Source organism: Candidatus Xianfuyuplasma coldseepsis, assembly GCF_014023125.1.
Classification (GTDB): Bacteria; Bacillota_I; Bacilli_A; order Izemoplasmatales; family Izemoplasmataceae; genus Xianfuyuplasma; species Xianfuyuplasma coldseepsis.
In genome coordinates this window covers 193,943-217,044 of the sequence record NZ_CP048914.1, presented here as the reverse complement: position 1 = coordinate 217,044, position 23,102 = coordinate 193,943, and the positions used below count along the sequence as shown (strand labels likewise).

Here is a 23,102-nt window from a genome sequence, read left to right as displayed (position 1 = left end):
GGTGATAGAATGAAGCGAGTAGCTGTCGTAATTTCTGCTGTTGTGATGATCTTTGCCCTAGCTGCATGTAACACGGATAAAGGGTATACAAATATCTCCAACGACGAATTACGTGAGATGTTTGACAGTGATGTTAATTACTACTATATCGATGTACGTACATCAAAAGAATATTACGAAGAACACATCGAAGAATTTACAATGAATATCGATTACTACCATTTAGAAGAGGATTACAGTATGCTTGATGATCTCGATCGTTCACGACCGGTTATTATTATGTGTAACAGTGGAAATCGGAGTGCGAGTGCAGCAGAGATTTTTGTCAAAGAAGGATTTACGGAAGTCTATAATGTAACCAAAGGTATTCAAGGATGGGACGGAGAAACCGTATAGTTTCTCTGTTTTTATTTTGTTTCATCTGTAATTACGGTATAATGATAAACGAGGTGATACTATGGAGATTACAAGCGTCCAAAATAAACTAATAAAAGAGACCACGAAACTGCATCAAAAGAAATATCGCGATCAGTTTGGTCATTTTCTCGTGGAAGGATATCACCTCTATGAAGAAGCACGAACGGTTGGCAATGTTGTTCAAGTGTTTACTACAGATCATGCGATTGTTGGCGAGGATGTCATCTACGTTAATGAAGCTGTTCTGCAGAAACTATCGGATGCGAAAAACCCCCAGGGAGTTGTTACTGTTTGTCAGAAAGTGGATGCACAAGAACCAAGTGATCAAATTCTTCTATTGGATCACATACAAGATCCAGGAAATCTCGGAACGTTGTTGCGCAGTGCCTTGGCGTTTGGCTTTACGACAATTGTACTCGATAATACGGTTGATGTGTATAACGACAAAGTATTACGTAGTACCCAGGGAGCCATTTTTAAGTTGAATTTCATTCATTCCTCCATCCTTGAGTTTATGGAGAAATACAACTGGATTCTCTATTATGGAACAGCAATGACTGGGGTACCTATCCAAGCGTTTTCCACCATGCCACCTTTCGGTATAATCCTCGGAAATGAAGGCGCAGGAGTGAATGAACATATCCTTCGGAAAACGACGAAAAATATTACGATTCCGATGATTCAAACTGAAAGTTTAAACGTTGGTGTTGCCGGTAGTATTATCATGTATGAATTACAGAAGAAATTATCCTAATAAACGTATCTATTGTGCTTGATTTTTCATTTTTCATATGATACAATACTAATGCATATGAGTTAGAGAGTGGGTCAACCCCCACTCTTTTGTTTGATAAAAGGAGCATAATATGGATAAATTACGTCAACGAATCGAAACATTGTTAACGGAGTTAAAGTATTATTTATACGATATGGAATACGTCAAAGAACACGGTGAACAAGTGTTGCGGATTTTGATTGATAATGATACCGAAATCACCTTGGATGATTGTGTCATAGTCAGTCATAAAATTGGTGAGATGTTGGACCAAGATGATCCGTTTACCGACCCCTATAATTTAGAGGTTACTAGTGCCGGTGCGGAGCGGGAACTACGGACAGCAGATGAAATTGCCCGTGCCATTAATAAATGGGTCTACATCGAGACCTTTGAACAGAAGTTGACAGCGAAGCTTTTAGCCTATAAAAACGGGGAACTAACCTTGCATTTTAAAAACAAAAAAACGACAACGATTAATGAAATGGACATCAATCACATCCGATTGACAGTCGTTCTATAGGAGGACAAATAATGATTAGTAAAGATTTTTTCCGTGCCCTTGAAGTTCTTGCTGAAGAACGCGGGATCGACAAAGAAAAGATTCTAGATGTTATGGGACGCGGAATCCTAAATGCTTACAAAAAGGATCATTACACAAGTGATAATGCGAAAATTGAGTTCAATACCGAAAAAAATGAGATTCAATTATCCGCCGATTATCTTGTGGTAGAAACCGTGGAGAATCCTGGTGAAATCTCATTAAAAGATGCCCGTAAAAAACGGAAAACGATTAAGATTGGTGATACGATTACGATGAAAGAATCACCTAAGGAATTTGGTCGGATTGCCGTCAGTAGTGCGAAGCAAATTCTCACCCAGGGACTTAAACAACTGGAACGTGAAAAAGCCTACGAGGAATTTAAAGGTCGTGAAAACGAAATGATCAATACGGAAATCGTATCGTATAATCGTGATTTCGTCACCTTGGACCTCGGTCACAACATGGAAACCAGCTTACCACGAAAAGAATTATTAAAAAGCGATGAAGTTTATGAAGGGGCACGCCTTCGTGTCTATATCACAAAAGTCGATATGACGACCAAAGGACCGAAAGTATTTGTCTCACGGACCGATAAAAATCTTGTCAAACGTCTCGTTGAACAAGTATGTCCAGAAATTCAAGATGGTACCGTCGAAATTATGGGAATCTCACGCGATCCAGGTGATCGTTGTAAGATTGCAGTATATTCTCATGATGAAAACGTCGATCCGATTGGATCGGTTGTTGGATACAAAGGATCACGGATCATGGAAGTCTTGGATGCCTTGCAAGGTGAAAAAATTGACGTATTTGAATGGTCAAAAGAACCAATTGATTTGATTGTGAACTCACTAAACCCAGCGAAAATTCTTGCTGTCAATCCCAATAAAAAGAAAAAAGAAGCAACGGTTATTGTCTACGATAAAGATTTAACCAGTGCCATTGGTGTCCGGGGACAAAATGTAAAATTGGCATCCCACGCCATCGGTTGGAAAATTGACATCGTCCCATTATCCGAAGCCAAAGAAAAAGGTATTCGTTACCGTCGGATCGATGAAACAGCGTAAAATACCACTTCGCAAGTGTGTGATTACCAATGAACGTGTTCCCAAAAAGGAACTGATTCGTGTTGTCCGCACTCCAGAAGGACAGGTTGAAGTGGATTTGACAGGAAAGAAAAATGGCCGTGGGGCTTATGTTAGTAAAACCAAGCAAGTCATTCTAAAGGCAAAGAAAACGAAAAAATTAGATCGTCATTTAGAGGTCTCCGTCCCCGAAGAGATCTACGACGAACTACTCCAGATTATTGAACAACAATAAGCTGTTGAACCTGCTCGGACTCGCACTTCGGGCACGAAAATTACTGGTTGGGGAGAACCTGGTTCTACCTGCCTGTCATAAACATCCTGGCAATGTTGTATTTCTCGCCAGTGATGCCGGGGAAAATATTACGAAAAAGATTACCAATAAGGCAACGAGTTTCGGATTGACGATTGTTCAATCAGTTGATTCGGATGCCTTGTCACAAGCATTGGGGAAAGAGCATGTCAAAGTTGTACTGATTACTGACAAGGGATTTAGCAACACGTGTAAGGACTACCTAATGTGATAAAGAAAAAGAGGTGTTTGTATGGCTAGAAAGTCAAAAAAACAAGATTCGCGTAAATCGAACATACCGGTTGCTACGCAGGAAAAAACAGAAGGTGTACTATATTATTCACCGGATATGACGGTTGCCGATATCGCGGAAGGGTTGGGCGTAAAAACATCTGCTGTCATCAAGAAACTTATGATGGCGGGGATTATGGCTAATCAAACCCAAACTGTCGATCGAGAAACCGTAGAATTACTCGCAATTGAGTTCGGACGTGAACTCGAAGACGAACAAGTAACGGACTTAACTCGTTTTGATGAAATCGACATCGTCGATACCGAAGAGGATCTCGTTGAGAGACCTCCTGTTGTTACCATCATGGGACATGTAGACCATGGGAAAACGACATTATTAGATACCATCCGAAACAGCCGTGTTACCGAAGGTGAAGCGGGTGGGATTACTCAACATATTGGAGCATATCAAGTCAAGAAAAATGGCAAGTTAATTACGTTTATTGATACCCCAGGACATGCGGCATTTACCGAAATGCGTGCACGCGGTGCCCAGGTTACCGATATAACGATTTTAGTCGTTGCTGCAGATGATGGTGTGATGCCACAAACCAAAGAAGCCATCGACCATGCCAAAGCAGCGGATGTTCCGATCATTGTTGCTGTTAATAAAATCGACAAAGTCGGTGTCAACCCCGACAAAGTCAAACAAGAGTTAACCGAATACAACCTTGTCCCTGAAGAATGGGGAGGAGAAACGATATTCTGTAATTTATCCGCCTTGACAGGTGAAGGTGTCGATAATCTGCTTGAGATGATTCAATTAACCGCGGAGATGGAAGAATACAAAGCCAATCCGAATCGCTTAGCAAGCGGTACCGTTATCGAATCCAAACTCGATAAAGGAAAAGGACCGGTCGCAACGTTATTGGTTGCCAATGGATCATTGAAAGTTGGCGACATTTTAGTGGCCGGAAATACCTATGGTCGTGTTCGGGCAATGGTGGACGATCAAAATGTCCGAATGGATGTGGCGATGCCAAGTAAAGCCGTTGAGGTTACTGGACTAAACGATGTTCCCCAGGCGGGAGACTCGTTCATGGTATTCCAAGATGAACGTCGCGCTCGCTTGATTTCGGAAGAGAGAACGCATCGTGCATGGGCCGAAGAACGCGGTGTCGGAAAAGCCGTATCCTTAGAAGAACTTTTCAGTCAAATGAGTGAAGGCGACTTAAAAGAATTGCGGATCGTCATTAAAGGAGACACCCACGGAAGTATTGAAGCCTTAAAAGCTTCCCTTGAAAAAATTGAAGTAGAGGGTGCTAAAATTGATATTATCCGCAGTAGTGTTGGAACCATCACAGAAACCGATGTCACGCTTGCTCTTGCGAGTAACGCTATCATTATGGGATTCAATGTGCGTCCACGCTCAAGTGTCCGTGATTTAGCCAAAGAAAAAGGCGTCGACATTCGCCTGTACAATATTATATATAAAGCCTTAGAAGAAGTTGAGGCCGCACTAACAGGTATGCTCGATCCCATCTTTGAAGAAGTGGTTACCGGACAAGCGGAAGTTCGCGATACGTTTAAAATATCGAAAGTCGGAACCGTCGCTGGATGTTACGTCACCGATGGTACGATTGAACGCAATAGTTTAGTCCGTGTTCTGCGTGATGGAGTGGTTATCTTTGAAGGCCAAATGTCATCCTTAAAACGATTTAAAGATGATGTCAAAGAAGTACGTGAAGGATATGAATGTGGAATCATGATTGAAAAATTCAACGACGTAAAAGTCGGCGATGTCATTGAGGCATCGGTTGAACGAGAGATTCCTCGTAAGTGAGTAAACTCGAACATCTACAAACCACAATCCTTCGCAGTTTAACCGATATTTATCGGCGAGAAGTAAAAGATGACGCCATTGGCTTCATGACGATTACCGAAGTACGCTTAACCAATGATTATAGTTACTTAACAATCTACTATACAATCTTAGGAAAAGACGAAAAGAAACAAGCGGCACATAAAGCGTTAGAACGCTCCAAAGGCTTTGTCCGTTCCAAATTGGCGCAAAGAGTTAAGATGCGCAAAGTACCGGAATTGATGTTCAAGTATGATGAATCATTGGAGTATGGGAATCGTATTGAACAAGGATTAAAAAACGTTCTAAAAAAATAAAAATCACTCGTCGAGTGATTTTTTTTGGAATAATAAGGGAATTTGATCTTGATGGGTGACAAAGAATAATATGTTCATCGATACAAAAACAGCCGATAAAAATGTGAGTATGTAGACGGGATAATTGGTAAAGAATCCATCGACAACTTGAGGGATATAGGTAATGAACCAGTAGTTCGAATCATACCCGAAATGAATAAATGTGAGATTGAATAAATGAATGAATATAGCAAGAATCAATACCGTTCGATAGACATTAAGTAACGTGCGATAGGTAATACGATAATCATAGGCAAAATAGTAATAGAGCGATACACCGATTAATACATTATGTAAGATTAAGAAATGATAATAACGAAAATTCAGATACGTATAGCCCCATGAATTAGGGAATGTGAGGGCCATAATCCCACCAAGTGTTCCAAAGAAGAATAAGTAGTTATACACTTTTTTACTGTTGGTATTAAGGACATAAATACTCATGAACACCGCAAAACTACAGATGTGCAGAGGGATACTAAATCGTGGATAACTCCAATTATGGAGATGATAGACGATTTCCATGAAAATCAAGAACCATACAACTATCTTGCGAATTTGTGGTTCTCTTGGATGATTTCTAATTTTCTTCGCATACTTTTTAATAAAGACAATCGTCAATACTGCAGAAAACATATAAATCGCATGGTGAATGGAAAACATTGTTGCTGCCTTACTAAAGTCAATATCATGTCCGAAAAACGTTTCAAAAAACATTGGATTCACCTCCGATTTCCCTTTATTATATCACAGAAAACTGAATTACACCCAATAAAAAAACCCACATTTGTGGGTTAGGTAACTGCAGCTCGAATTTTTGGTTCGTATTTGATTCGTTTCATAAAGAAGTATCCAATAAAGGCGATAAACAAATTACTGAGTAACATTGCATACCAGATTCCACTCGGACCTAAGTCGGTGAAGTTTTTGAACAAGACAATGAATGGAATCCGCAAACCCCATAATCGAGAAATCCCAATTAGTAACGTATAGATGGTTAATCCTGATCCATTGTATAAACCGATGTATGCTTGGAAAATCGCCATCAACGGTAGACCCATAAACAAGTATAGTGTATACTCGATGGATAATGCCATGGCTTCTGGTTCTTCGGCTAAGAACCAAGAGACCATTGTACTTCGTATTGTTAAGCCAATGACACTAAGCACAGCCATAATGATAATCGAGGCCAGCATTCCCTGACGGAATGCTTTTTTTGCTCGTTCGGGATTGAAGTTCCCGATATTTTGGCCGATGTAACTACTCATGATTCCACCGATGGCCATAACCGGCATCAAGAAGAGACTACTGATCCGGTTACCAACACTAAAGGCGGAATAGGTATTGACCCCATAATCGATAATAAAGGTATTTAACACAGCAAACCCAATCGCTGTCAATGCCTGTCCTAAGGAAGCAGGAATTGCCGTGGTAATAATGTCTTTGGAAGCCAAGCGTTCGGGAATTGCATACTGCATCGTAATCGTTACACCTGTTTTGGATTTGAACAAGATGACAATTCCAATTGGAAGTAATAACGTATTGGCGATTAACGTTGCGTATGCAGCTCCAGGAACACCTAAACCAGCTCCAGTTATCGTTAAACTATCAAACAACGAAATTTGATCGAGTACCAGTATGGGTGTCAAAATGATATTTAGAACAATTGCGCTAACTCCGAGATACGTCGGAATAATCGTATCACCACTCGCTTGACGAATTGCACGAAAGGCAAAAAAGATAAAGATTGGCACCAACTCAAACGATCGAATTTGGATGTATTTTACCGAATTGTCGTAGACATAACCGGTTGTCCCCATCCAATCAAAGATGTAGGGAGCCAAGAAGTACGATACAACATTTAAGAATAAACCGATACCTAAGCTAATAACGAGTAGGTTTGTCGCATATTTTCGAGCTGTATCAAATTGGCCATTCCCATAATACTGGGAAATGAGTGCCGTTCCAGCAATACTAAGACCAATACCAAGGGCAACATAGGTAAATGTAATCGGAAAGGTTGCACTAATCGAACTAATTGCTTCCGCTGAATAACCCGGAATTTTTCCAACAAAATACGTATCTACCAGATCATGGAAGACACGCATAAAATTATTAATCATTAACGGTAAGGATAGCAAAAGAATCCCTTTTACTATATTCGGGTCTTTTAATATCAAATATCGTTTTTTATCATCAGTCGTCATAAGCAGTACCTCTTTCAATACATAATTATAACACTGATAAAATCTTTGTAAACTAATTAGAAACAATTTTAAAAAGAAATTAAAATAGCGTATAATAAATCATGAAGGATGTGATTGATATGTGGTTATTATATCTTGCTGGTTTTGTCTTCATTGTGAGTATCGCAGCGGTGATGATTGCGGTCGTTGTTATGATGAAAAACAGTTCAAAAATCAATGCAATTGAACCCGTCACGATTCGTGCAGAAGTCATCGGAGAACAGGGACAACTGCCAGAAGGAGCACAAATCTATGATCCCCATCATCTCGGAGCGAGTCGTTTAAGTATCATTTTTCATACGGATAAAGATCAGTACATTAAACTCAATGTAAAGCAAAAAGACTTGTATCGTTTGATTCAAGGGATGTATGGGGATTTACGGTATCATGGGAACAAATTGCTGTCGTTTACGCATCTTCCACAACATGAAGAAGCGAGGCGCCAACAACGGATTGCGGATGCACCGTATCTAGAGGGTGATGTATCCAGTGACGTATATTTCTATGTGAGTATGCCTTCGATTAATATGATAATCCCAACCGATCAAGCCATCAAAGCCAACAAGGACCAAATCTTCACTGTCATCGAGCAAATCTACGATAATAGCACCGATAACTTTTGTGGACTGGATAATGAGCGACAAGTGATTCAGTTCGCAAACGATGGCTACAGCACCGATATTGTAATGGATATTCCAGATCCGAAAAAAGAAGGATCCTATCAAGCTGTTTTTTACGATATTGAAACCGTAAAAGATGTGATTGAAACCTTCTTTAAAGGAGAGGATATCATTGCGAAATATCATCCAGAGTTCCATAAATGGTGAAGACGCTTAGGCGTCTTTTTTGTGATATAAAAGCGTATATAAACTCGGAACAAAGAAAATCGTAATTAAGGTTGAGGTAATCATTCCCCCCATAAAGGTAATGGCCATCGGTTGGAAGAAGTTACCGCCAGTGATTAATAATGGAATTAATCCCAATATTGTCGTCATGCTGGTGAGCATAATCGGTCGGAAACGACGTAATACTGCATGGACGCAGGCATCGGTAACGCTATATCCCTTGGCGTGAAACCGACTGATGTACTCGACGAGGAGAATCCCGGTGTTTACGGTGACCCCCATTAAACTGATCATACCAATTAAACTGGTTGCGGTAATCGGAACATTGAAAATAAGCAAGAACAAGAAACTACCACAAAAGGATAGAGGGATCGTTGTTAATACGATGAGTGGTTTCACGATATTGTTAAACTGAATAAATAAGATAATGAAAATGAGTAATAAAGCGATTAAGGCGGCTTGAATCAAGTCTCCTTGAATATCACGGAATAAATCATTCTCACCACTGTACGAGATGGTAAGTCCATTGATATCGGTCTCATTAATCACGTCGTTCACTGCGGTGTGAAGTTGATCGATAGAAGCATCATTGGTATTGTATAAATCGATGTACGAGACAATGTCACCATTGTATCGTGTTATGATATGATAATCGGTGATCGTGTTGATATCAACCAGGTTATCTAGTACGATCCATTCATCTGTAATACGGCTTTGGATCGATAGCTGAAGCAATGCTTCAATGGAGGTTAAAGACGTTGATAAATGAATGTTTACAATATCATCATTGGATTCGTATGCAGCAAGATCAAGACCGTTCACATTGGCGGCAATAAACCCATCAATTTCTGCTTTGGTGAGATAGGAACGGGCCATTTCCTCGGTATCATAAACCACGACGTATTTATCTGTGGTGTCGTTGGCAACAACTAGATCCGATTTGACTTCTTCTAACGTTTGTAATTCCGCAAAAAGAGATGCGCTCGTTGTGGTGACTTCGTCGATGTCATCCCCTGAAATCATCACGCGCAAAGGCGGTGTGGGAGGACTTAGTTCTAAGATGTGAACGGCTGTTTTCACATCTGTGATATCCTCTAAGGCGATTTCAAGCGCGTCGACATAATCTAGTAGTTCTTGTTCGGTTGCATCAAGAGAGACAAAAATACGGGCAAATTGAGGCAACGTTGTAACCCATGGGGCACTGAAATGAAAGTGAGGTAGATCGCCACCAACACTGCTGGCAATATGAGTGGTCTGAGCATTGGTTTCAATGAATGCGGTGATATCGGCAACAATCTCTTGGGTTGATGTTTTGTCATTTACAACATCATTCTCAATATCGACATAAAGCATCGCTCGTTCATCATTGGGGTACATATCAATCGGTTGTGTGGTAAATGCGATGTAGGTACATACTGCTGTAACAAGGATACTGAATGCAATCCATATATACGGAAATCGAATCGTATTGGCAATCATCTGTGATATCCGCTGAGAATGAATGGATGGGAGTACTTTTAATCGTTTGCTTGGTTTGAGGAATAAGACGGCGAGAATAGGAGATAGAATCATACTTGTCAAGAAACTAAGCGATAATGTAATAATTACCGTAATCGGCATACTACTGACAATACGACCTAAGAATCCAGGCAGTAAGACAATAACAAAGAAGGCTGCCATCGTCGTTAATGATGAGGTTAAGATGGGAAAAATATTCTCTTTAATAGCTTGTTTGGCACCACTGATTTTCTCCATCCCATAATCGATATTGTGCTTGATGCCTTCGGTGATGACGATGCTGTTGTCGACAATCATCCCAATCGAGATGATCAATCCGACAATCGTCATTTTATGCAACTCAAAATTGGCGATAAATAAGATTCCAAGTGTACCAAATACGATGACTGGTATGGTCATGACAACGAGTAAACTATTGCGGAAACCAATTCCGATGAGGACGACGACCATGACAATCCCGATGGCGAGCAGTAAACTGTAAAAGACACTGTTGATTTGAGCGTTGACGTAATCGGGTAAGAAGAGCATTTCATCAATACTCGCATCGGTTGTGGATAAAAACTCCTGCTTGACAGCAAGTACTTCATCTCCGAGTGTCGTAAAATCAATATCTTTATGAAACTGAACACTAAGAAAAACGGCCTGTTCATCATCGAATAGATACGTTTTATCTGCAGTGTCCACAAGGTCGATGGTAGCGATGTCACCCAATGTAACATCCATTGGCAACAATGGGGATGAGGGGATAATGATGAGTTCCTGAAGTTCCTCAAAGGACGAGTAGACATGATAGCCAGAGATGGTAATTGTACCATCGTCCGTATTGATTCCACCAAGAGGAATATTGTAACTATTTGCATAAAGGTACTGATAGATGTCCAGTATCGTTAATTGATAGGTTGACAGTAGTGTTTGATTCAATGTAATAACCACCTCGTCGGAGAAGGCGGTATTTATTTCTACCGATTGAATTTCATCAATTGTATATAATGTGTTTTGGAATGAAGCGGCAACTTGCTCTAGCTGTGTTGGTGTCAAGGTATCACTATGAACACTAAAGATGATATGTGGATCATCGAAACCAGACGAATAGGTAATATCGGTGATGCTCTCATCAAACGATAAGGATTGAATCTTGGAATAGATATCCTCACTTAAGGCATCTGGATCGTCACTGGAATATGAAAACACGGTATAAATAAGTGCGTAGTTATCATAGACATAACTACGGACTTCCATAACATCTTCATACGGTAAGACAACGTTCTCGATGGCGACCACCGCATGATCTTGGATAAACGATGCAGAGGATCCAGGAGAGATTACACTGATTGCCATATACGGGGTATCGATTTGGGGCATATCCTGTTTTGGAATGACAAGATAGCTATAGATTCCCCAGATAAATAAAAATACACTCAACATTAAGAAGAGCTTTTTGCGTAAAAATAATTGCTCTAAAAAGAACTTCATAGACATCACCTTTTTTGTGACAAAAATATAAATATGATACAATTGTTTCACTTCTACCTTTATGATATAATGAATATAGTTTTGATACAATTGTTTTAAAAGTAATGATACAAGGAGGCCGGTTATGTTGCATAATGAGAAAATAGATATGCGTGTGAAGTACACTAGAGAGTGGACGTTTGAGGCGTTGAGTAAACTGCTGGAACACACCCCCTATAACCAAATCAAGATATCGGAAATTATTGCCAAAGCCGGAATCTCTCGGGCGACATTTTATCGTAATTTCAAAAATAAAGATGATATTGTCATCATCAAAGTGCGAATGATGTTTCAAGAATTTCATCAGGATTTGGTGGATGCGTTTGATGATCCGGCAACGACGGATGAAATTTATCTGATCCAGGCTTTTTTTAAAAAGATTGATGAAGAAGAAAAAGTCATTGACACAGTCATTAAAACCAATTTAGAATATACCATGGTAGAGGGCATTGTTCAGATTATAGAATATTATAAGGAACGGTTCTATCAATTACTAAAAACCAATAAAAAAACCGAAGATTACATCATTGACATTATGGCGAGTAGTACTTGGACGTTATTATCACGGTGGCACCGCAGTGGCAAAGAAGAATCGGCAACGCAACTTGTCCGCATTTATCTCAGTGCATTCCGTAGTGTATATATTGCCTTGTTTGAGGATCGTAGTTTATTGTAGGTGAACGTTATGTCATTCAAAGACAAAGTTAAGATGATGCCGGATGCACCTGGCTCTTACCAGTTTAAAGATAAGAATGGTGTTGTCATCTATGTCGGAAAAGCGAAGAGTTTAAAAAAACGAGTGTCGTCGTATTTCACGGGTTCCCATGATACGAAGACATCGCGTTTAATCATGAATATAGCCGATATTGAATACATTGTGACATCGAGTGAACTCGATGCGTTGTTACTGGAACTAAATCTGATTAAAAAATACAATCCACGATACAATATCATGCTTACAGATGATAAAACGTATCCCTACATAGAAATTACCAATGAACGACACCCCAAAGTGGTCGTAACACGAAATATTAAAAAGAAATCGAGGGCTCTATTTGGTCCATATCCTAATGTAAAAGCAGCACGTGATACCGTCAAATTATTGAATAAGATTTATCCTCTCAGGAAATGCGATACAATGCCAAAACAAGCGTGTTTGTATTATCACATGGGCCAATGTCTCGCACCATGTATTAAGTCGATTACCAAAGAGGATTATGCGCCGATTATTCAACAAATCAAACAATTCTTACGTGGGGATATTAGTCATACGATTACACAACTAGAGGAACAGATGTTGATGGCGAGTGAACGACTGGAGTTTGAACGGGCCCAGGAATATAAAAAAACGATTGAAAGCATCAAGACAACTACCAATCGTCAAAAGATTAATCTGAATGATATGAAAGATCGTGATATCATTGGATTCTATTATAATGACTATCTATTATCGATTGAAATCTTTTTCATTCGCAATGGGAAGATCAGTGCTCGTCATCAGAAATTATTTGAATATTACGATGATCCTGCAGAAACCGTTGAAAATTACTTGGCGCAGTTTTATAGTAAGGAACCTGTACCGAAAGAGATTTTCGTACAGGAAGAACTTCATGGGGATGTACTCCATCGATATCTTGATACAAACATCGTCAAACCGCAACGTGGTGCAAAGCGTAAACTACTTAATTTGGCCATTTTAAATGCCGAACAATCCCTGCAAGAGAAAACGGAAATTGTCAAACGTGATATTGAGCGAACGACGGTTAGTATGGAGACTCTTGGTGAGTTGCTTAACATTAGCACACCATACCGTATTGAAGCCTTTGATAACTCGAATCTATTTGGTGAAAATGCCGTTAGCTCGATGGTGGTCTTTATCAATGGAAAACCGGCACGAAAAGAATATCGCAAATTCAAGGTGAAAACGCTGGATAACAAAGCCTCTGATTACCACACGATGAAGGAAATTCTATATCGTCGTTATTATCGTGTATTAATGGATAATTTGGACCACCCAGGATTAATATTAGTCGATGGTGGTTTACAACAAATAAACGCCGCAAACGAAGTTCTTGATTCATTGGACTTAGATATTCCTCTAGCAGGGCTTGTTAAAGATACCAAGCACAATACCAATCACTTACTCACAAAAGATCTTCAAGAGATCGAACTCGATAAGACATCCGATGTGTTCCATTTCATTACTCGAATTCAAGATGAAGCGCATCGCTTTGCCATAAATTATCATAAGCAAGTTCGATCCAAAGGACTGTTTCATTCGATCCTGGATGACATTCCAAAAATTGGTCCTGTAACAAAACAGAAACTACTGCAGAAATACAAGTCGGTTCAATTAATGAAATTGGCACCACTTGAAGAACTAAAAGAGTTAGGATTAACCGATATCCAAGCTCAAAATTTACTCGAATACTTATCCAAAGACAGGTGATTTTATGATGACCATTGTATCCGGTCGCATTCTGACATATGATGAAACCCTACGTATCATAACGATTCGGTGCCGTGATCGTATCCGATATTTCTATATCCAACGATCCTTATTAAATCGAATCAGTAAGTACATTGAAATTAATCGATTTATCCAGTTTACCGTAACCAATGAAATCCGCATCTATAAACGACACAAAGTCCACACCATTGATTACATCGTGAAGATTATGGAAATTCGTTATCGTAAAAATATCATCTATTATGATATCAAAAATATTAAGCGTGGAACGAAACACCTGATTAACAATCTGGATAACAAAATGTTTTTGGATTTAGAAATGTCGATGCATCCTTATAAAGTCGACAAATCCTTTAAGCAAGAAATTATTCAAGTAGGCTATATCCTAGTAGATAAGAATGATACGATCATAGAAACATACGATCAAGTGATTCAACCGACAATTCACAAACGCCTTACCAAACGAACCACAAGATTCCTTGACTTGTCACAAGAGGATGTTGACAATGGATTATCATTCCATGATTTTTATGAGCATTTCCATAATGTCCTTAACATGTACAATCCAGCAATCATCGTATGGGGTAGAAATGACTTTTTAGCGTTACGTGATGCGTATCGATTTAACAAGTTACCCAATTTAGATCGAAAAACTCGTTATATCAATCTACTAAAACTACATAAAAATTATTACAATCTCAAAAACGACCTTGGATTATTCAATGCGTTAAATCTGTATTATCCAACAGAGAAAGATCAAGCGCACAATGCTTACGAAGATGCCCTTGCGACCTTCAAAATATTTAAGGGATTTCGAGATGTTGTCAATCACAAGCGTCGTGTTGATACGAAAAAATATAAGTAAAAAACCTTTAATCTTCAGTGAAAATATAGTATAATTTTACTGAAGATTTTTTATGAGGTGATTCCATGGCAACGATGAAAGATATTGCTCGTCAAGCAGAGACATCAATAACCACCGTTTCACGCGTGCTAAACTATGACAAAAGTTTATCTATTTCCGATGATTTACGACGGAAAATTTTTGAGGTAGCTCAAAAATTACACTATAAAACACCACGAAATCGGTCCAAAGTTACCGTCAAAAAGAAACTTCGAATCGGAATTATCATGTGGTATGACGTACAAGAAGAAATCGATGATCCATATTATATGCAGATTCGTCGTGGTATCGAACAACTGGCAATGAAATCCGAAATTGAAACCGTACTATTATATAGAAATCAAGATGAATATCGCATTCAAACTCTTGGAAAAGTTGATGGATTAATTTGTGTAGGTAAGTTCTCCAGTGCTCAAATTGAACAGTTTAATCGTTTGACCAATCACTTAGTATTTGTCGATTCATCTCCTGAAGAAGAGTTGTATGATAGTATTGTTATAGACTTTCATTCAGCGGTTAGAGAAGTATTGCAATTACTGCTTCAAGAAGGTTACAACAAGATTGGCTACCTTGGTGGAGTGGAATATGTGAGTAAACATATCCGTTTAGGTGAACGACGTGAGCTTGTATTTCGTGATTTTCTCTACCAACGAAATAAATTACATACAAAATACATACATGTTGGTAGCTTTTCTGTCGAGAGTGGGTATCAGTTAATGAAAGATGCATTGGGTAAAAAAGACCATGCTGATGCATACTTCTGTGCCAACGATTCCATCGCCTTTGGCGCAATGCGTGCCATACGTGAAGCTGGGCTTGATATACCAGGCGATATTGCCCTAGTTGGATTTAACGATCATCCCAATAGTGCCTATACATTTCCACCGCTTACAACAGTAAGAGTATTTACTGAATTCATGGGGGAACAAGCACTTCTAAGTATGATTGAACAAACCAATGGTCGTCATATAGCATTAAAAAAAATAATCCCAACAACACTAGTAAAAAGAGATAGTATTTAGTAAAAAATTAGTAGGTGATAATATGACTCTTCAAAAAATAATTAAAAAGCATCAAACGTTCCTTCAAAAGACACCACAAATATTCTTTTCTCCCGGACGAGTAAATTTAATTGGTGAACATATTGATTATTTAGGAGGGAATGTATTTCCCACCGCGATCAGTTTAGGGACGTACGCATTTGTAACGATACGTGAGGATCGAGAATTTCACTTTTTATCCGATAATTTTTCGCAGTTTGCACCAAAGATTGTGCAAGCGGATGATCTTGAATATAAAGAAGAACGCAATTGGGCGAACTATCCCGTCGGGATGCTGGAAGCTTTTGCGAAACGGGGAGTGACCTATCCTTTCGGGCTAAATGTGTTGATTTATGGTACATTGCCCAATGGAGCTGGATTGTCTTCTAGCGCAAGTTTGGAAGTATTGATGGGGGTTGTCATTGAGACAGTATATCACCACCCCATCCAGCGAGTTGAACTGGTTCAAATGGCACAGCGAGTTGAAAATGAATACATTGGTGTCCACTGTGGCATTATGGATCAATTCGCAGTGGGTATGGGACAAAACAATCATGCAATCTATCTGAATACCAATACCCTTGAATATAAGTTGGTACCACTGGAATTGCAAAACGATGTGATTGTTATTGCCAACACTAATAAAAAGCGATCACTAGCCGATAGTCAATACAATCAACGACGCAAAGAATGTGATATTGGATTACGGATTGTCCAAGAACACTACCCTGATATTTCAGCGCTTTGTGAGGTCACATCAGAACAGTTAGAACGGATACAGTCATCGTTTGACAATCATATTATTTATCGCCGCGTTCATCATGCCGTACATGAACAACAACGGACCGAAGAGGCTGTTCAGGCTTTAGAAAAACAGGATTTAATGCGCTTTGGTGAGTTGCTCAATGCATCGCATCAATCCTTGCGTGATGATTATGAAGTATCGTGTCGTGAACTGGATGTTATGGCTCAAGCGTTCGTTGATGCCGGAGCAAAAGGAGCGCGAATGACAGGAGCGGGCTTTGGTGGATGCGTTGTTGCGATTGTTGCCAAAGAGAACGTCTCAGCGATTATTGATACAGTGCAAACAACCTATCAATCCAATACTACTTATCAACCAGCATTTTACATTTGTGAAACCAGTGATGGTACACATGAAATCACAAAGGAGGTACTTGTATGAAAATCTTAGTAACCGGAGGGGCGGGCTACATTGGAAGCCACTGCACGAGAATCTTACTTGATCGTGGATATAGCGTGACGGTAATCGATAACTTATCCACCGGATATGAAGCGGCCGTCGATGCGAGAGCAACATTCTATAAAGGGGATATCAAAAACAAAGAACAACTCGTCTCGATTTTGAAGCAACAAGCAATCGAAGTTGTGATTCATTTCGCCGCATTCAGCCTCGTTGGGGAGAGTATGAAACGCCCGTTAAAATACTATGACAATAACGTATATGGAACCAAAGTCCTACTAGATGCGATGGTGGAAGCCAATGTCAAGTCGATTGTATTTAGCAGTACAGCTGCGGTATACGGTGAACATGAAACGATGCCAATCACCGAAGCGTATGCAGAGGAACCCACCAATACCTATGGCCAAACGAAATTGGCAATGGAACAAATGATGAAATGGGTGGATCAAGCCCATGGTGTAAAATACATCGCACTGAGATATTTTAACGTTGCTGGAGCTCATGCAAGTGGAGTGATCGGAGAAGCTCACAATCCCGAAACGCACTTGATTCCACTGATTTTACAAGTTCCTAATAACCAACGGGAATTCATCCATATATTTGGGGATGATTATGATACACCAGATGGCACATGCATTCGTGATTACATCCACATAGAAGACTTGATTGAAGCGCATATTTTAGCGATGATTCATCTGATTGAACATCGGCAAAGTGATGTCTTTAATCTCGGTAGCGGTTCCGGATATAGTGTCAAAGAAATGATTGAGGCGGCACGTCGTGTAACCGGACACCCAATTCCTGCAAAAGTAGCACCGCGAAGAGCTGGGGATCCGGCGAGATTGATTGCCTCAAGTACCAAAATTGAAGCAACCCTAGGGTGGAGTAGAAAGTATCCCAATGTAGAAGATATTATTCGCAGTGCATGGGTGTTCCATCAATCCCATAAGGAGGGGTATTAATATGACGACATGCGATGCGATTCACACCTTGATTGCGTATGCGAAAGCCCATCAGTTGCTCGCACCATATGATGAAGATTATGCCTATAATAAATTACATGATTTGTTGCAAATCGACACCTGTAACCAACCGTCCGTTACAGATATACCAGAAGAACCTAGTATCATCTTACAACCGCTGTTAGATGAGGCGGTCGCAAAAGGATTAATTGCTGTTGATACGGTAAAACAACGCGATCTATTTGAAGCGAAAATCATGGATATTGTCATTCCACGACCCCAAGAAGTAATTCACCAGTTTCAAGCGATTGACAACCCCTTATATAAAACCAACTTTTTCTATCATTTTTCCAAACAAACCAATTACATCAAGACTAGTCGAACCAATAAGAATATTGTCTATCATGCTCCAACGCCATATGGTGAGATGGACATAACAATAAATCTTAGCAAACCCGAAAAAGATCCCAAAGATATTATCTTGCAAGGAAGCCAAACAAGCGTGAAATATCCAAAATGCTTGCTCTGCAAAGAAAACGTCGGATACAATGGGGCTTCGACAGGGATTGGCCGAACCAATCACCGGATAATTCCCTTGACATTAAACAATGAACCATTTTACTTTCAGTATTCGCCCTATGTCTATTACAACGAACATTGCATCGTACTACATGAAGAACACATCCCTATGAACGTCAGTGAAAAAACATTTCAACGGTTGTTTGATTTTGTGGATCAGTTTCCCCATTATTTCCTTGGAAGTAACGCTGGATTACCAATTGTCGGCGGAAGTATTTTAGCTCATGAACACTATCAAGGAGGACGCTATCAATTTCCGATTGAACAGGCCAAAGTACTCCATTCCTTTGAGCACAACGGGATCACTGTTGAGCAACTTTATTGGCCCCTTTCAGTCATCCGTCTTCGCTCGAAAAATAGAAGGGAGTTAGTCCGAAAAGCCATGGACTTATACAACTACTGGGTGACCTATAACAATGCCGATTGCGAGATTTACGCCACAACTGACACAACCCCGCATAACGCCATCACACCCATCGCCCGGAAAAAAGGAGAGGTGTATGAGCTTGATATCACCCTTCGTAACAACCGCACATCGTCGGACTTCCCGCTTGGAATATTTCATCCCCACCCATCACACCATCACATAAAAAAAGAGAACATTGGCTTAATTGAAGTGATGGGGCTTGCCGTTTTACCGGCTCGTCTTCAAGGAGAACTTGATGCAATCAAAGATGCTTTACAATCCAATAACGAGTTGCCTAAACAGTACAAATTACATCAGGAATGGTTTACCTTTTTACAACAACAAACCTATGATGACATCGATCAGTTTGTCGAGGAACAAGTAGCGTTAAAATTCACCAAAGTATTAGAAGATGCGGGTGTCTTTAAACAAACCTCACAAGGTCAAGCCGCATTTGATCAATTTTTCAAGGAGGTACGAGATGTATTCCATAAAGAAAATCCCCGTCGGTGATCAAGTACTAACAATGATTACCGTGAACACCCCACAATTAGATATTTCATTCATCGATTACGGGGCAGCAATATACGATCTACAAGTCCCGGATAAAGATGGACACAAAGAAACCGTGGTATTGCAATATCAAAATATGCAGCAATACCTTGAAAATAAACGGCATCTAAACGCATCCATTGGTCCGACCGCAGGTCGTATCCAAAACGGTGTATATACCATTGATGATACCACGATTCAACTGGATCAAAACTTCTTAAAAAAGCACACTCTTCACGGTGGGGTTGATGCGCTTAGTTATACGTTCTTTGATTTTGAACTATTGGAGGAGGAAGAACGGGTTCAAGTGACTTTTAAAACGGTCAAGAAACAATATTTTCAACAGTATCCAGGCAATCAAGAATACGAGATTGTGTATACAATAGAAGGACTGAACATCACCATTGAATTTATCGCTAAAACCGATACACCAACGGTGATTAACTTGACGAATCATGCGTATTTCAATCTCAGTGGAAATCTTCGTTCGACGATTATGAATCACGAGATGCAGATTCATGCATCCACAAAGTTGGCATTGGATGATGAGATGATTCCCTACGCAGTGGAATCGATAACCGATACCATCTACGATTATACAGATATGCAGCCAATCCAAAAACCGGGATTCCCAGGGATTGATGATCCCTATATGTTGGATCACGTTGGTCTAGATACCATTGCCGCAACCGTACAAGACCCGGTGAGTAAACGACGGCTAGATGTGTATACAACCTATCCTTGTGTTGTTTGCTATACCGATAATTTTCCACAAGATGATGCACTGGCGTTTGATCGGGATAATGTGCTTCATATGGGGGTTTGTTTTGAAACACAGAATCCGCCCAATGGAATCTATGTCGAGGGTGTTGAATCCAGTATTTTACGACCCCATGAGCGGTATTATCACAAAACCATATTTGCATTTTCCGTAGAGGAGTGATTCGATGATTCGTATAAAAGATCGTGTCTTTTTTCTAGATTCAATGGATACAACCTATGGTTTCATGATCGATGAACAAGGTCATTTGGAGCATCTGTATTACGGTGCAAAATTAGACGAAACCATCGACTATAACACCCTTCGTTTTCAATCTGATTTTGAATATGGTAGCGCAACATCTTACAGCAAAGAAACCAGAGGTGTCATGCTCAATGAAAAACCGCTTGAAGTATCTTCGTACGGCAAAGGTGATTACCGTGAACCGACGATTCATCTCGAATTACCGGATGGTTCAAGGACTGTGGATTTAACCTATGTACGTCACAGCATTGCGAAGAGTTTATCCTTCCAAGGTCTTCCCCAAGCCGATAAAGATGAGACGTTAGTGATTACCCTTGAAGACAAAACAACGAACATTGAGCTAGAACTATTTTATACAGTGCTTGAAGCATCGAATATGATTGTCCGTAACATGCGACTGTACAACCGTAATGATTCTCCAATCATATTGGACAAAATCCTTAGTATGAATCTTGATATGCCCAACAATTCCTATCTCCTGTCAAAACTCGATGGAGCGTGGATACGCGAACGTCATATCCATGATACACCATTACTGTATGGAACCGTTCGTTTCGACAGTAAAAAAGGAGTGTCCAGTAGCAATCATAATCCGTTCTTTGTGTTAAAAGAACCGCATACAACAGATGAGTTTGGTCGTGCCTATGGAGCCGCATTGATCTATAGCGGTAACTACGAAACATCGGTCGAAATTAATCCCCATGACATGCTTCGTATCAATATGGGAATCAACTCGTTTGATTTCCGTTATAAGGTTGAAGCAGGACGTAGTTTTATCACCCCAGAAGTGTTATTAACCTACTCCAACAAAGGGTTAAATCAACTAACTCAACAATTTCATCAATGCATTAACGATCATATTGTTAGCAAAGAATTTCGATATAAAGAACGCCCGATTGTGATAAATAATTGGGAAGCGACGTATTTTGATTTCAATGAAAAAAAGCTCCTCGCCATCGCGAAACAAGCAAAACGGTTAGGGATTGAACTGTTGTGCCTAGACGATGGCTGGTTTGGCAATCGAGACGATGATACGTCATCGCTAGGCGATTGGACATACAATCCCAAAAAAATCAAACATGGACTTCAATCATTGGCATCTAAAATCAATAAGATTGGACTTGATTTTGGTCTCTGGGTAGAACCGGAGATGGTGAGTGAGAACAGTGAAATGTATCGTGCGCATCCATCTTGGGTGATTCGCACACCACATCATGAACCTTCTCAAGGACGTCACCAATGGATGCTCGATTTAACCAATCCGGACGTGGTCGAACATCTCAAATCAACATTAACCACCTTGTTTCAAAGTGCGAATATAACCTATGTGAAGTGGGATATGAATCGCAATATTAGCGATGTCTATTCCCCGCATTATAAAGCCGATGAACAAGGTCGTTTTCACCATGATTACATCTGTGGTTTGTACCATGTGTTAGACCACTTAAAAACCACATTTCCAACGATATTGTTTGAAAGTTGTAGTAGTGGTGGTAATCGTTTTGATTTGGGGATGCTCTATTATATGCCACAAACATGGACCAGTGACAACACCGATGCGTATGAACGCACCACGATTCAAGAAGGGACGAGTTTGCTTTATCCACTGTCAACAATAAGCAATCATGTCAGTGGCAATCGCTCGCATCAAACCTTCCGTCATGTACCGCTTGAAAGCCGATTCAATGTGGCTTGTTTTGGGATTTTGGGATATGAACTGGATGTGACGGCATTGACACCGTTTGAACGACGGTTAATTACGCGACAAATTGAGTATTACAAAGAACACCGCACGTTGTTTCAATTCGGACGGTTTTCACGATTACACAGTTTACAGGATCAAAATCATACCGTGTGGATGGTTGATAATGAAGATGATGCACAGGTGTTGTATTTTCAGCAGTTGTTTCGACCTAATGATCGCATCGATGTGATTCGTGTTACTGGACTTGAATCAGGAAAATACCGTATTACCAACCGGGAACAAGCGATGAATATTCGCCATTTCGGTAGTCTAGTGAATCGTGCATTACCGATTCATTTACGCGTGAACTCGTGGTTGCACAATGCGATTGCGAATCGCTATCTCTTCCCAATTGAAACCGTGGACTGCACGGTGGATTCGATTCAACTAGAAGAACAAGGATTCATTCTGCCCCATCCCTTTACGGGGACCGATCATGGTGAACATGATATGATACTAGAAGATTTTGGTTCGCGCTTATATCGGTTTGAAAAAATCAATGACTAAACACAATATGCTCGATGTGTGCTATGATGGA

The 23,102-nt window shown here is 40.0% G+C and carries 21 protein-coding genes; 18 read left to right on the top strand and 3 right to left on the bottom strand.

Translation table 11 applies throughout. The features are described from left to right. Nucleotides 1-9: 9 nt before the first annotated feature. From G4Z02_RS00960 to rbfA, 8 genes are all read left to right on the top strand, one after another. Entirely contained in the window at nt 10-396 is a 387-nt protein-coding gene (locus G4Z02_RS00960) for a rhodanese-like domain-containing protein (protein ID WP_258877981.1), read from the top strand. Between the two features lie 61 nt (nt 397-457). Then, nucleotides 458-1,171 carry a TrmH family RNA methyltransferase gene (locus G4Z02_RS00955; protein WP_258877980.1) on the top strand — a complete coding sequence of 238 codons (714 nt, stop codon included), beginning with the start codon at nt 458-460 and terminating at the stop codon, nt 1,169-1,171. Nucleotides 1,172-1,283: 112 nt separating this feature from the next. Further along, nucleotides 1,284-1,715 carry a ribosome maturation factor RimP gene (locus tag G4Z02_RS00950; RefSeq protein WP_258877979.1) on the top strand — a complete coding sequence of 144 codons (432 nt, stop codon included), beginning with the start codon at nt 1,284-1,286 and terminating at the stop codon, nt 1,713-1,715. Nucleotides 1,716-1,726: 11 nt separating this feature from the next. Next, nucleotides 1,727-2,803, top strand: coding sequence for a transcription termination factor NusA (nusA, locus tag G4Z02_RS00945; RefSeq protein ID WP_258877978.1), 1,077 nt, complete (start codon nt 1,727-1,729; stop codon nt 2,801-2,803). Then, nucleotides 2,790-3,056: an RNase P modulator RnpM gene (rnpM, locus tag G4Z02_RS00940; protein WP_258877977.1), complete on the top strand. Its 267-nt coding sequence runs from the start codon at nt 2,790-2,792 to the stop codon at nt 3,054-3,056. Before nusA ends, rnpM begins: the two co-directional genes overlap by 14 nt. Before the next feature lie 4 nt (nt 3,057-3,060). After that, entirely contained in the window at nt 3,061-3,345 is a 285-nt protein-coding gene (locus tag G4Z02_RS00935) for a L7Ae/L30e/S12e/Gadd45 family ribosomal protein (protein WP_258877975.1), read from the top strand. 21 nt (nt 3,346-3,366) lie between these two features. Next, a complete protein-coding gene (gene infB / locus G4Z02_RS00930; protein WP_309544588.1) occupies nt 3,367-5,187 on the top strand; it encodes a translation initiation factor IF-2 in 1,821 nt (606 codons plus the stop codon). Beyond that, nucleotides 5,184-5,522, top strand: coding sequence for a 30S ribosome-binding factor RbfA (gene rbfA / locus G4Z02_RS00925; RefSeq protein WP_258877974.1), 339 nt, complete (start codon nt 5,184-5,186; stop codon nt 5,520-5,522). The genes infB and rbfA overlap by 4 nt, the downstream gene beginning before the upstream one ends. A 3-nt stretch (nt 5,523-5,525) precedes the next feature. Here rbfA and G4Z02_RS00920 read toward each other — a convergent pair whose 3' ends face one another. Next, nucleotides 5,526-6,278 (bottom strand): YwaF family protein, encoded by a 753-nt coding sequence (locus G4Z02_RS00920; RefSeq protein ID WP_258877973.1) that lies wholly within the window; start codon nt 6,276-6,278, stop codon nt 5,526-5,528. A gap of 77 nt (nt 6,279-6,355) precedes the next feature. Next, the gene (locus G4Z02_RS00915; RefSeq protein ID WP_258877972.1) at nt 6,356-7,768 is read right to left on the bottom strand and encodes an MATE family efflux transporter; all 1,413 of its coding nucleotides are present in this window, start codon (nt 7,766-7,768) and stop codon (nt 6,356-6,358) included. A gap of 119 nt (nt 7,769-7,887) precedes the next feature. On the opposite strand from G4Z02_RS00915, the gene G4Z02_RS00910 reads away from it, so the two are divergent. After that, nucleotides 7,888-8,634 (top strand): hypothetical protein, encoded by a 747-nt coding sequence (locus G4Z02_RS00910; RefSeq protein ID WP_258877971.1) that lies wholly within the window; start codon nt 7,888-7,890, stop codon nt 8,632-8,634. Between the two features lie 6 nt (nt 8,635-8,640). Here the strand turns inward: G4Z02_RS00910 and G4Z02_RS00905 are convergent, their stop codons facing one another. Next, on the bottom strand, nt 8,641-11,643 hold the full coding sequence (locus G4Z02_RS00905; protein WP_258877970.1) for an efflux RND transporter permease subunit: 3,003 nt from the start codon (nt 11,641-11,643) through the stop codon (nt 8,641-8,643). A gap of 124 nt (nt 11,644-11,767) precedes the next feature. On the opposite strand from G4Z02_RS00905, the gene G4Z02_RS00900 reads away from it, so the two are divergent. The 9 genes from G4Z02_RS00900 to G4Z02_RS00860 all read left to right on the top strand — a co-directional run bounded on the left by G4Z02_RS00900 (nt 11,768) and on the right by G4Z02_RS00860 (nt 23,071). After that, nucleotides 11,768-12,358, top strand: a complete 591-nt coding sequence (locus G4Z02_RS00900; protein ID WP_258877969.1) for a TetR/AcrR family transcriptional regulator — start codon at nt 11,768-11,770, stop codon at nt 12,356-12,358. A 9-nt stretch (nt 12,359-12,367) separates the two neighbouring features. Further along, a complete protein-coding gene (gene uvrC / locus G4Z02_RS00895; protein ID WP_258877968.1) occupies nt 12,368-14,131 on the top strand; it encodes an excinuclease ABC subunit UvrC in 1,764 nt (587 codons plus the stop codon). Nucleotides 14,132-14,135: 4 nt separating this feature from the next. Beyond that, on the top strand, nt 14,136-15,017 hold the full coding sequence (locus G4Z02_RS00890) for a 3'-5' exonuclease (RefSeq protein WP_258877967.1): 882 nt from the start codon (nt 14,136-14,138) through the stop codon (nt 15,015-15,017). Nucleotides 15,018-15,082: 65 nt separating this feature from the next. Continuing rightward, nucleotides 15,083-16,078, top strand: coding sequence for a LacI family DNA-binding transcriptional regulator (locus G4Z02_RS00885; protein ID WP_258877966.1), 996 nt, complete (start codon nt 15,083-15,085; stop codon nt 16,076-16,078). Between the two features lie 22 nt (nt 16,079-16,100). Further along, on the top strand, nt 16,101-17,279 hold the full coding sequence (locus G4Z02_RS00880) for a galactokinase (RefSeq protein ID WP_258877965.1): 1,179 nt from the start codon (nt 16,101-16,103) through the stop codon (nt 17,277-17,279). Next, nucleotides 17,276-18,259, top strand: a complete 984-nt coding sequence (gene galE, locus G4Z02_RS00875; protein ID WP_258877964.1) for a UDP-glucose 4-epimerase GalE — start codon at nt 17,276-17,278, stop codon at nt 18,257-18,259. Before G4Z02_RS00880 ends, galE begins: the two co-directional genes overlap by 4 nt. Before the next feature lies 1 nt (nt 18,260). Further along, the gene (locus G4Z02_RS00870; RefSeq protein ID WP_258877963.1) at nt 18,261-19,757 is read left to right on the top strand and encodes a UDP-glucose--hexose-1-phosphate uridylyltransferase; all 1,497 of its coding nucleotides are present in this window, start codon (nt 18,261-18,263) and stop codon (nt 19,755-19,757) included. Next, complete coding sequence (locus G4Z02_RS00865; protein ID WP_258877962.1) at nt 19,726-20,739, top strand: aldose epimerase family protein; 1,014 nt, start codon at nt 19,726-19,728, stop codon at nt 20,737-20,739. The genes G4Z02_RS00870 and G4Z02_RS00865 overlap by 32 nt, the downstream gene beginning before the upstream one ends. Nucleotides 20,740-20,743: 4 nt before the next feature. Continuing rightward, nucleotides 20,744-23,071: an alpha-galactosidase gene (locus G4Z02_RS00860; protein ID WP_258877961.1), complete on the top strand. Its 2,328-nt coding sequence runs from the start codon at nt 20,744-20,746 to the stop codon at nt 23,069-23,071. Nucleotides 23,072-23,102 lie beyond the last annotated feature (31 nt).

Coding starts and splice junctions, on each gene's coding strand:
- G4Z02_RS00960 (WP_258877981.1), top strand. CDS start 10: ATGAAGCGAGTAGCTGTCGTAATTTCTGCTGTTGTGATGATCTTTGCC.
- G4Z02_RS00955 (WP_258877980.1), top strand. CDS start 458: ATGGAGATTACAAGCGTCCAAAATAAACTAATAAAAGAGACCACGAAA.
- G4Z02_RS00950 (WP_258877979.1), top strand. CDS start 1,284: ATGGATAAATTACGTCAACGAATCGAAACATTGTTAACGGAGTTAAAG.
- nusA (WP_258877978.1), top strand. CDS start 1,727: ATGATTAGTAAAGATTTTTTCCGTGCCCTTGAAGTTCTTGCTGAAGAA.
- rnpM (WP_258877977.1), top strand. CDS start 2,790: ATGAAACAGCGTAAAATACCACTTCGCAAGTGTGTGATTACCAATGAA.
- infB (WP_309544588.1), top strand. CDS start 3,367: ATGGCTAGAAAGTCAAAAAAACAAGATTCGCGTAAATCGAACATACCG.
- G4Z02_RS00920 (WP_258877973.1), bottom strand. CDS start 6,278: ATGTTTTTTGAAACGTTTTTCGGACATGATATTGACTTTAGTAAGGCA.
- G4Z02_RS00915 (WP_258877972.1), bottom strand. CDS start 7,768: ATGACGACTGATGATAAAAAACGATATTTGATATTAAAAGACCCGAAT.
- G4Z02_RS00910 (WP_258877971.1), top strand. CDS start 7,888: ATGTGGTTATTATATCTTGCTGGTTTTGTCTTCATTGTGAGTATCGCA.
- G4Z02_RS00905 (WP_258877970.1), bottom strand. CDS start 11,643: ATGAAGTTCTTTTTAGAGCAATTATTTTTACGCAAAAAGCTCTTCTTA.
- G4Z02_RS00900 (WP_258877969.1), top strand. CDS start 11,768: ATGTTGCATAATGAGAAAATAGATATGCGTGTGAAGTACACTAGAGAG.
- uvrC (WP_258877968.1), top strand. CDS start 12,368: ATGTCATTCAAAGACAAAGTTAAGATGATGCCGGATGCACCTGGCTCT.
- G4Z02_RS00890 (WP_258877967.1), top strand. CDS start 14,136: ATGATGACCATTGTATCCGGTCGCATTCTGACATATGATGAAACCCTA.
- G4Z02_RS00885 (WP_258877966.1), top strand. CDS start 15,083: ATGGCAACGATGAAAGATATTGCTCGTCAAGCAGAGACATCAATAACC.
- G4Z02_RS00880 (WP_258877965.1), top strand. CDS start 16,101: ATGACTCTTCAAAAAATAATTAAAAAGCATCAAACGTTCCTTCAAAAG.
- galE (WP_258877964.1), top strand. CDS start 17,276: ATGAAAATCTTAGTAACCGGAGGGGCGGGCTACATTGGAAGCCACTGC.
- G4Z02_RS00870 (WP_258877963.1), top strand. CDS start 18,261: ATGACGACATGCGATGCGATTCACACCTTGATTGCGTATGCGAAAGCC.
- G4Z02_RS00865 (WP_258877962.1), top strand. CDS start 19,726: ATGTATTCCATAAAGAAAATCCCCGTCGGTGATCAAGTACTAACAATG.
- G4Z02_RS00860 (WP_258877961.1), top strand. CDS start 20,744: ATGATTCGTATAAAAGATCGTGTCTTTTTTCTAGATTCAATGGATACA.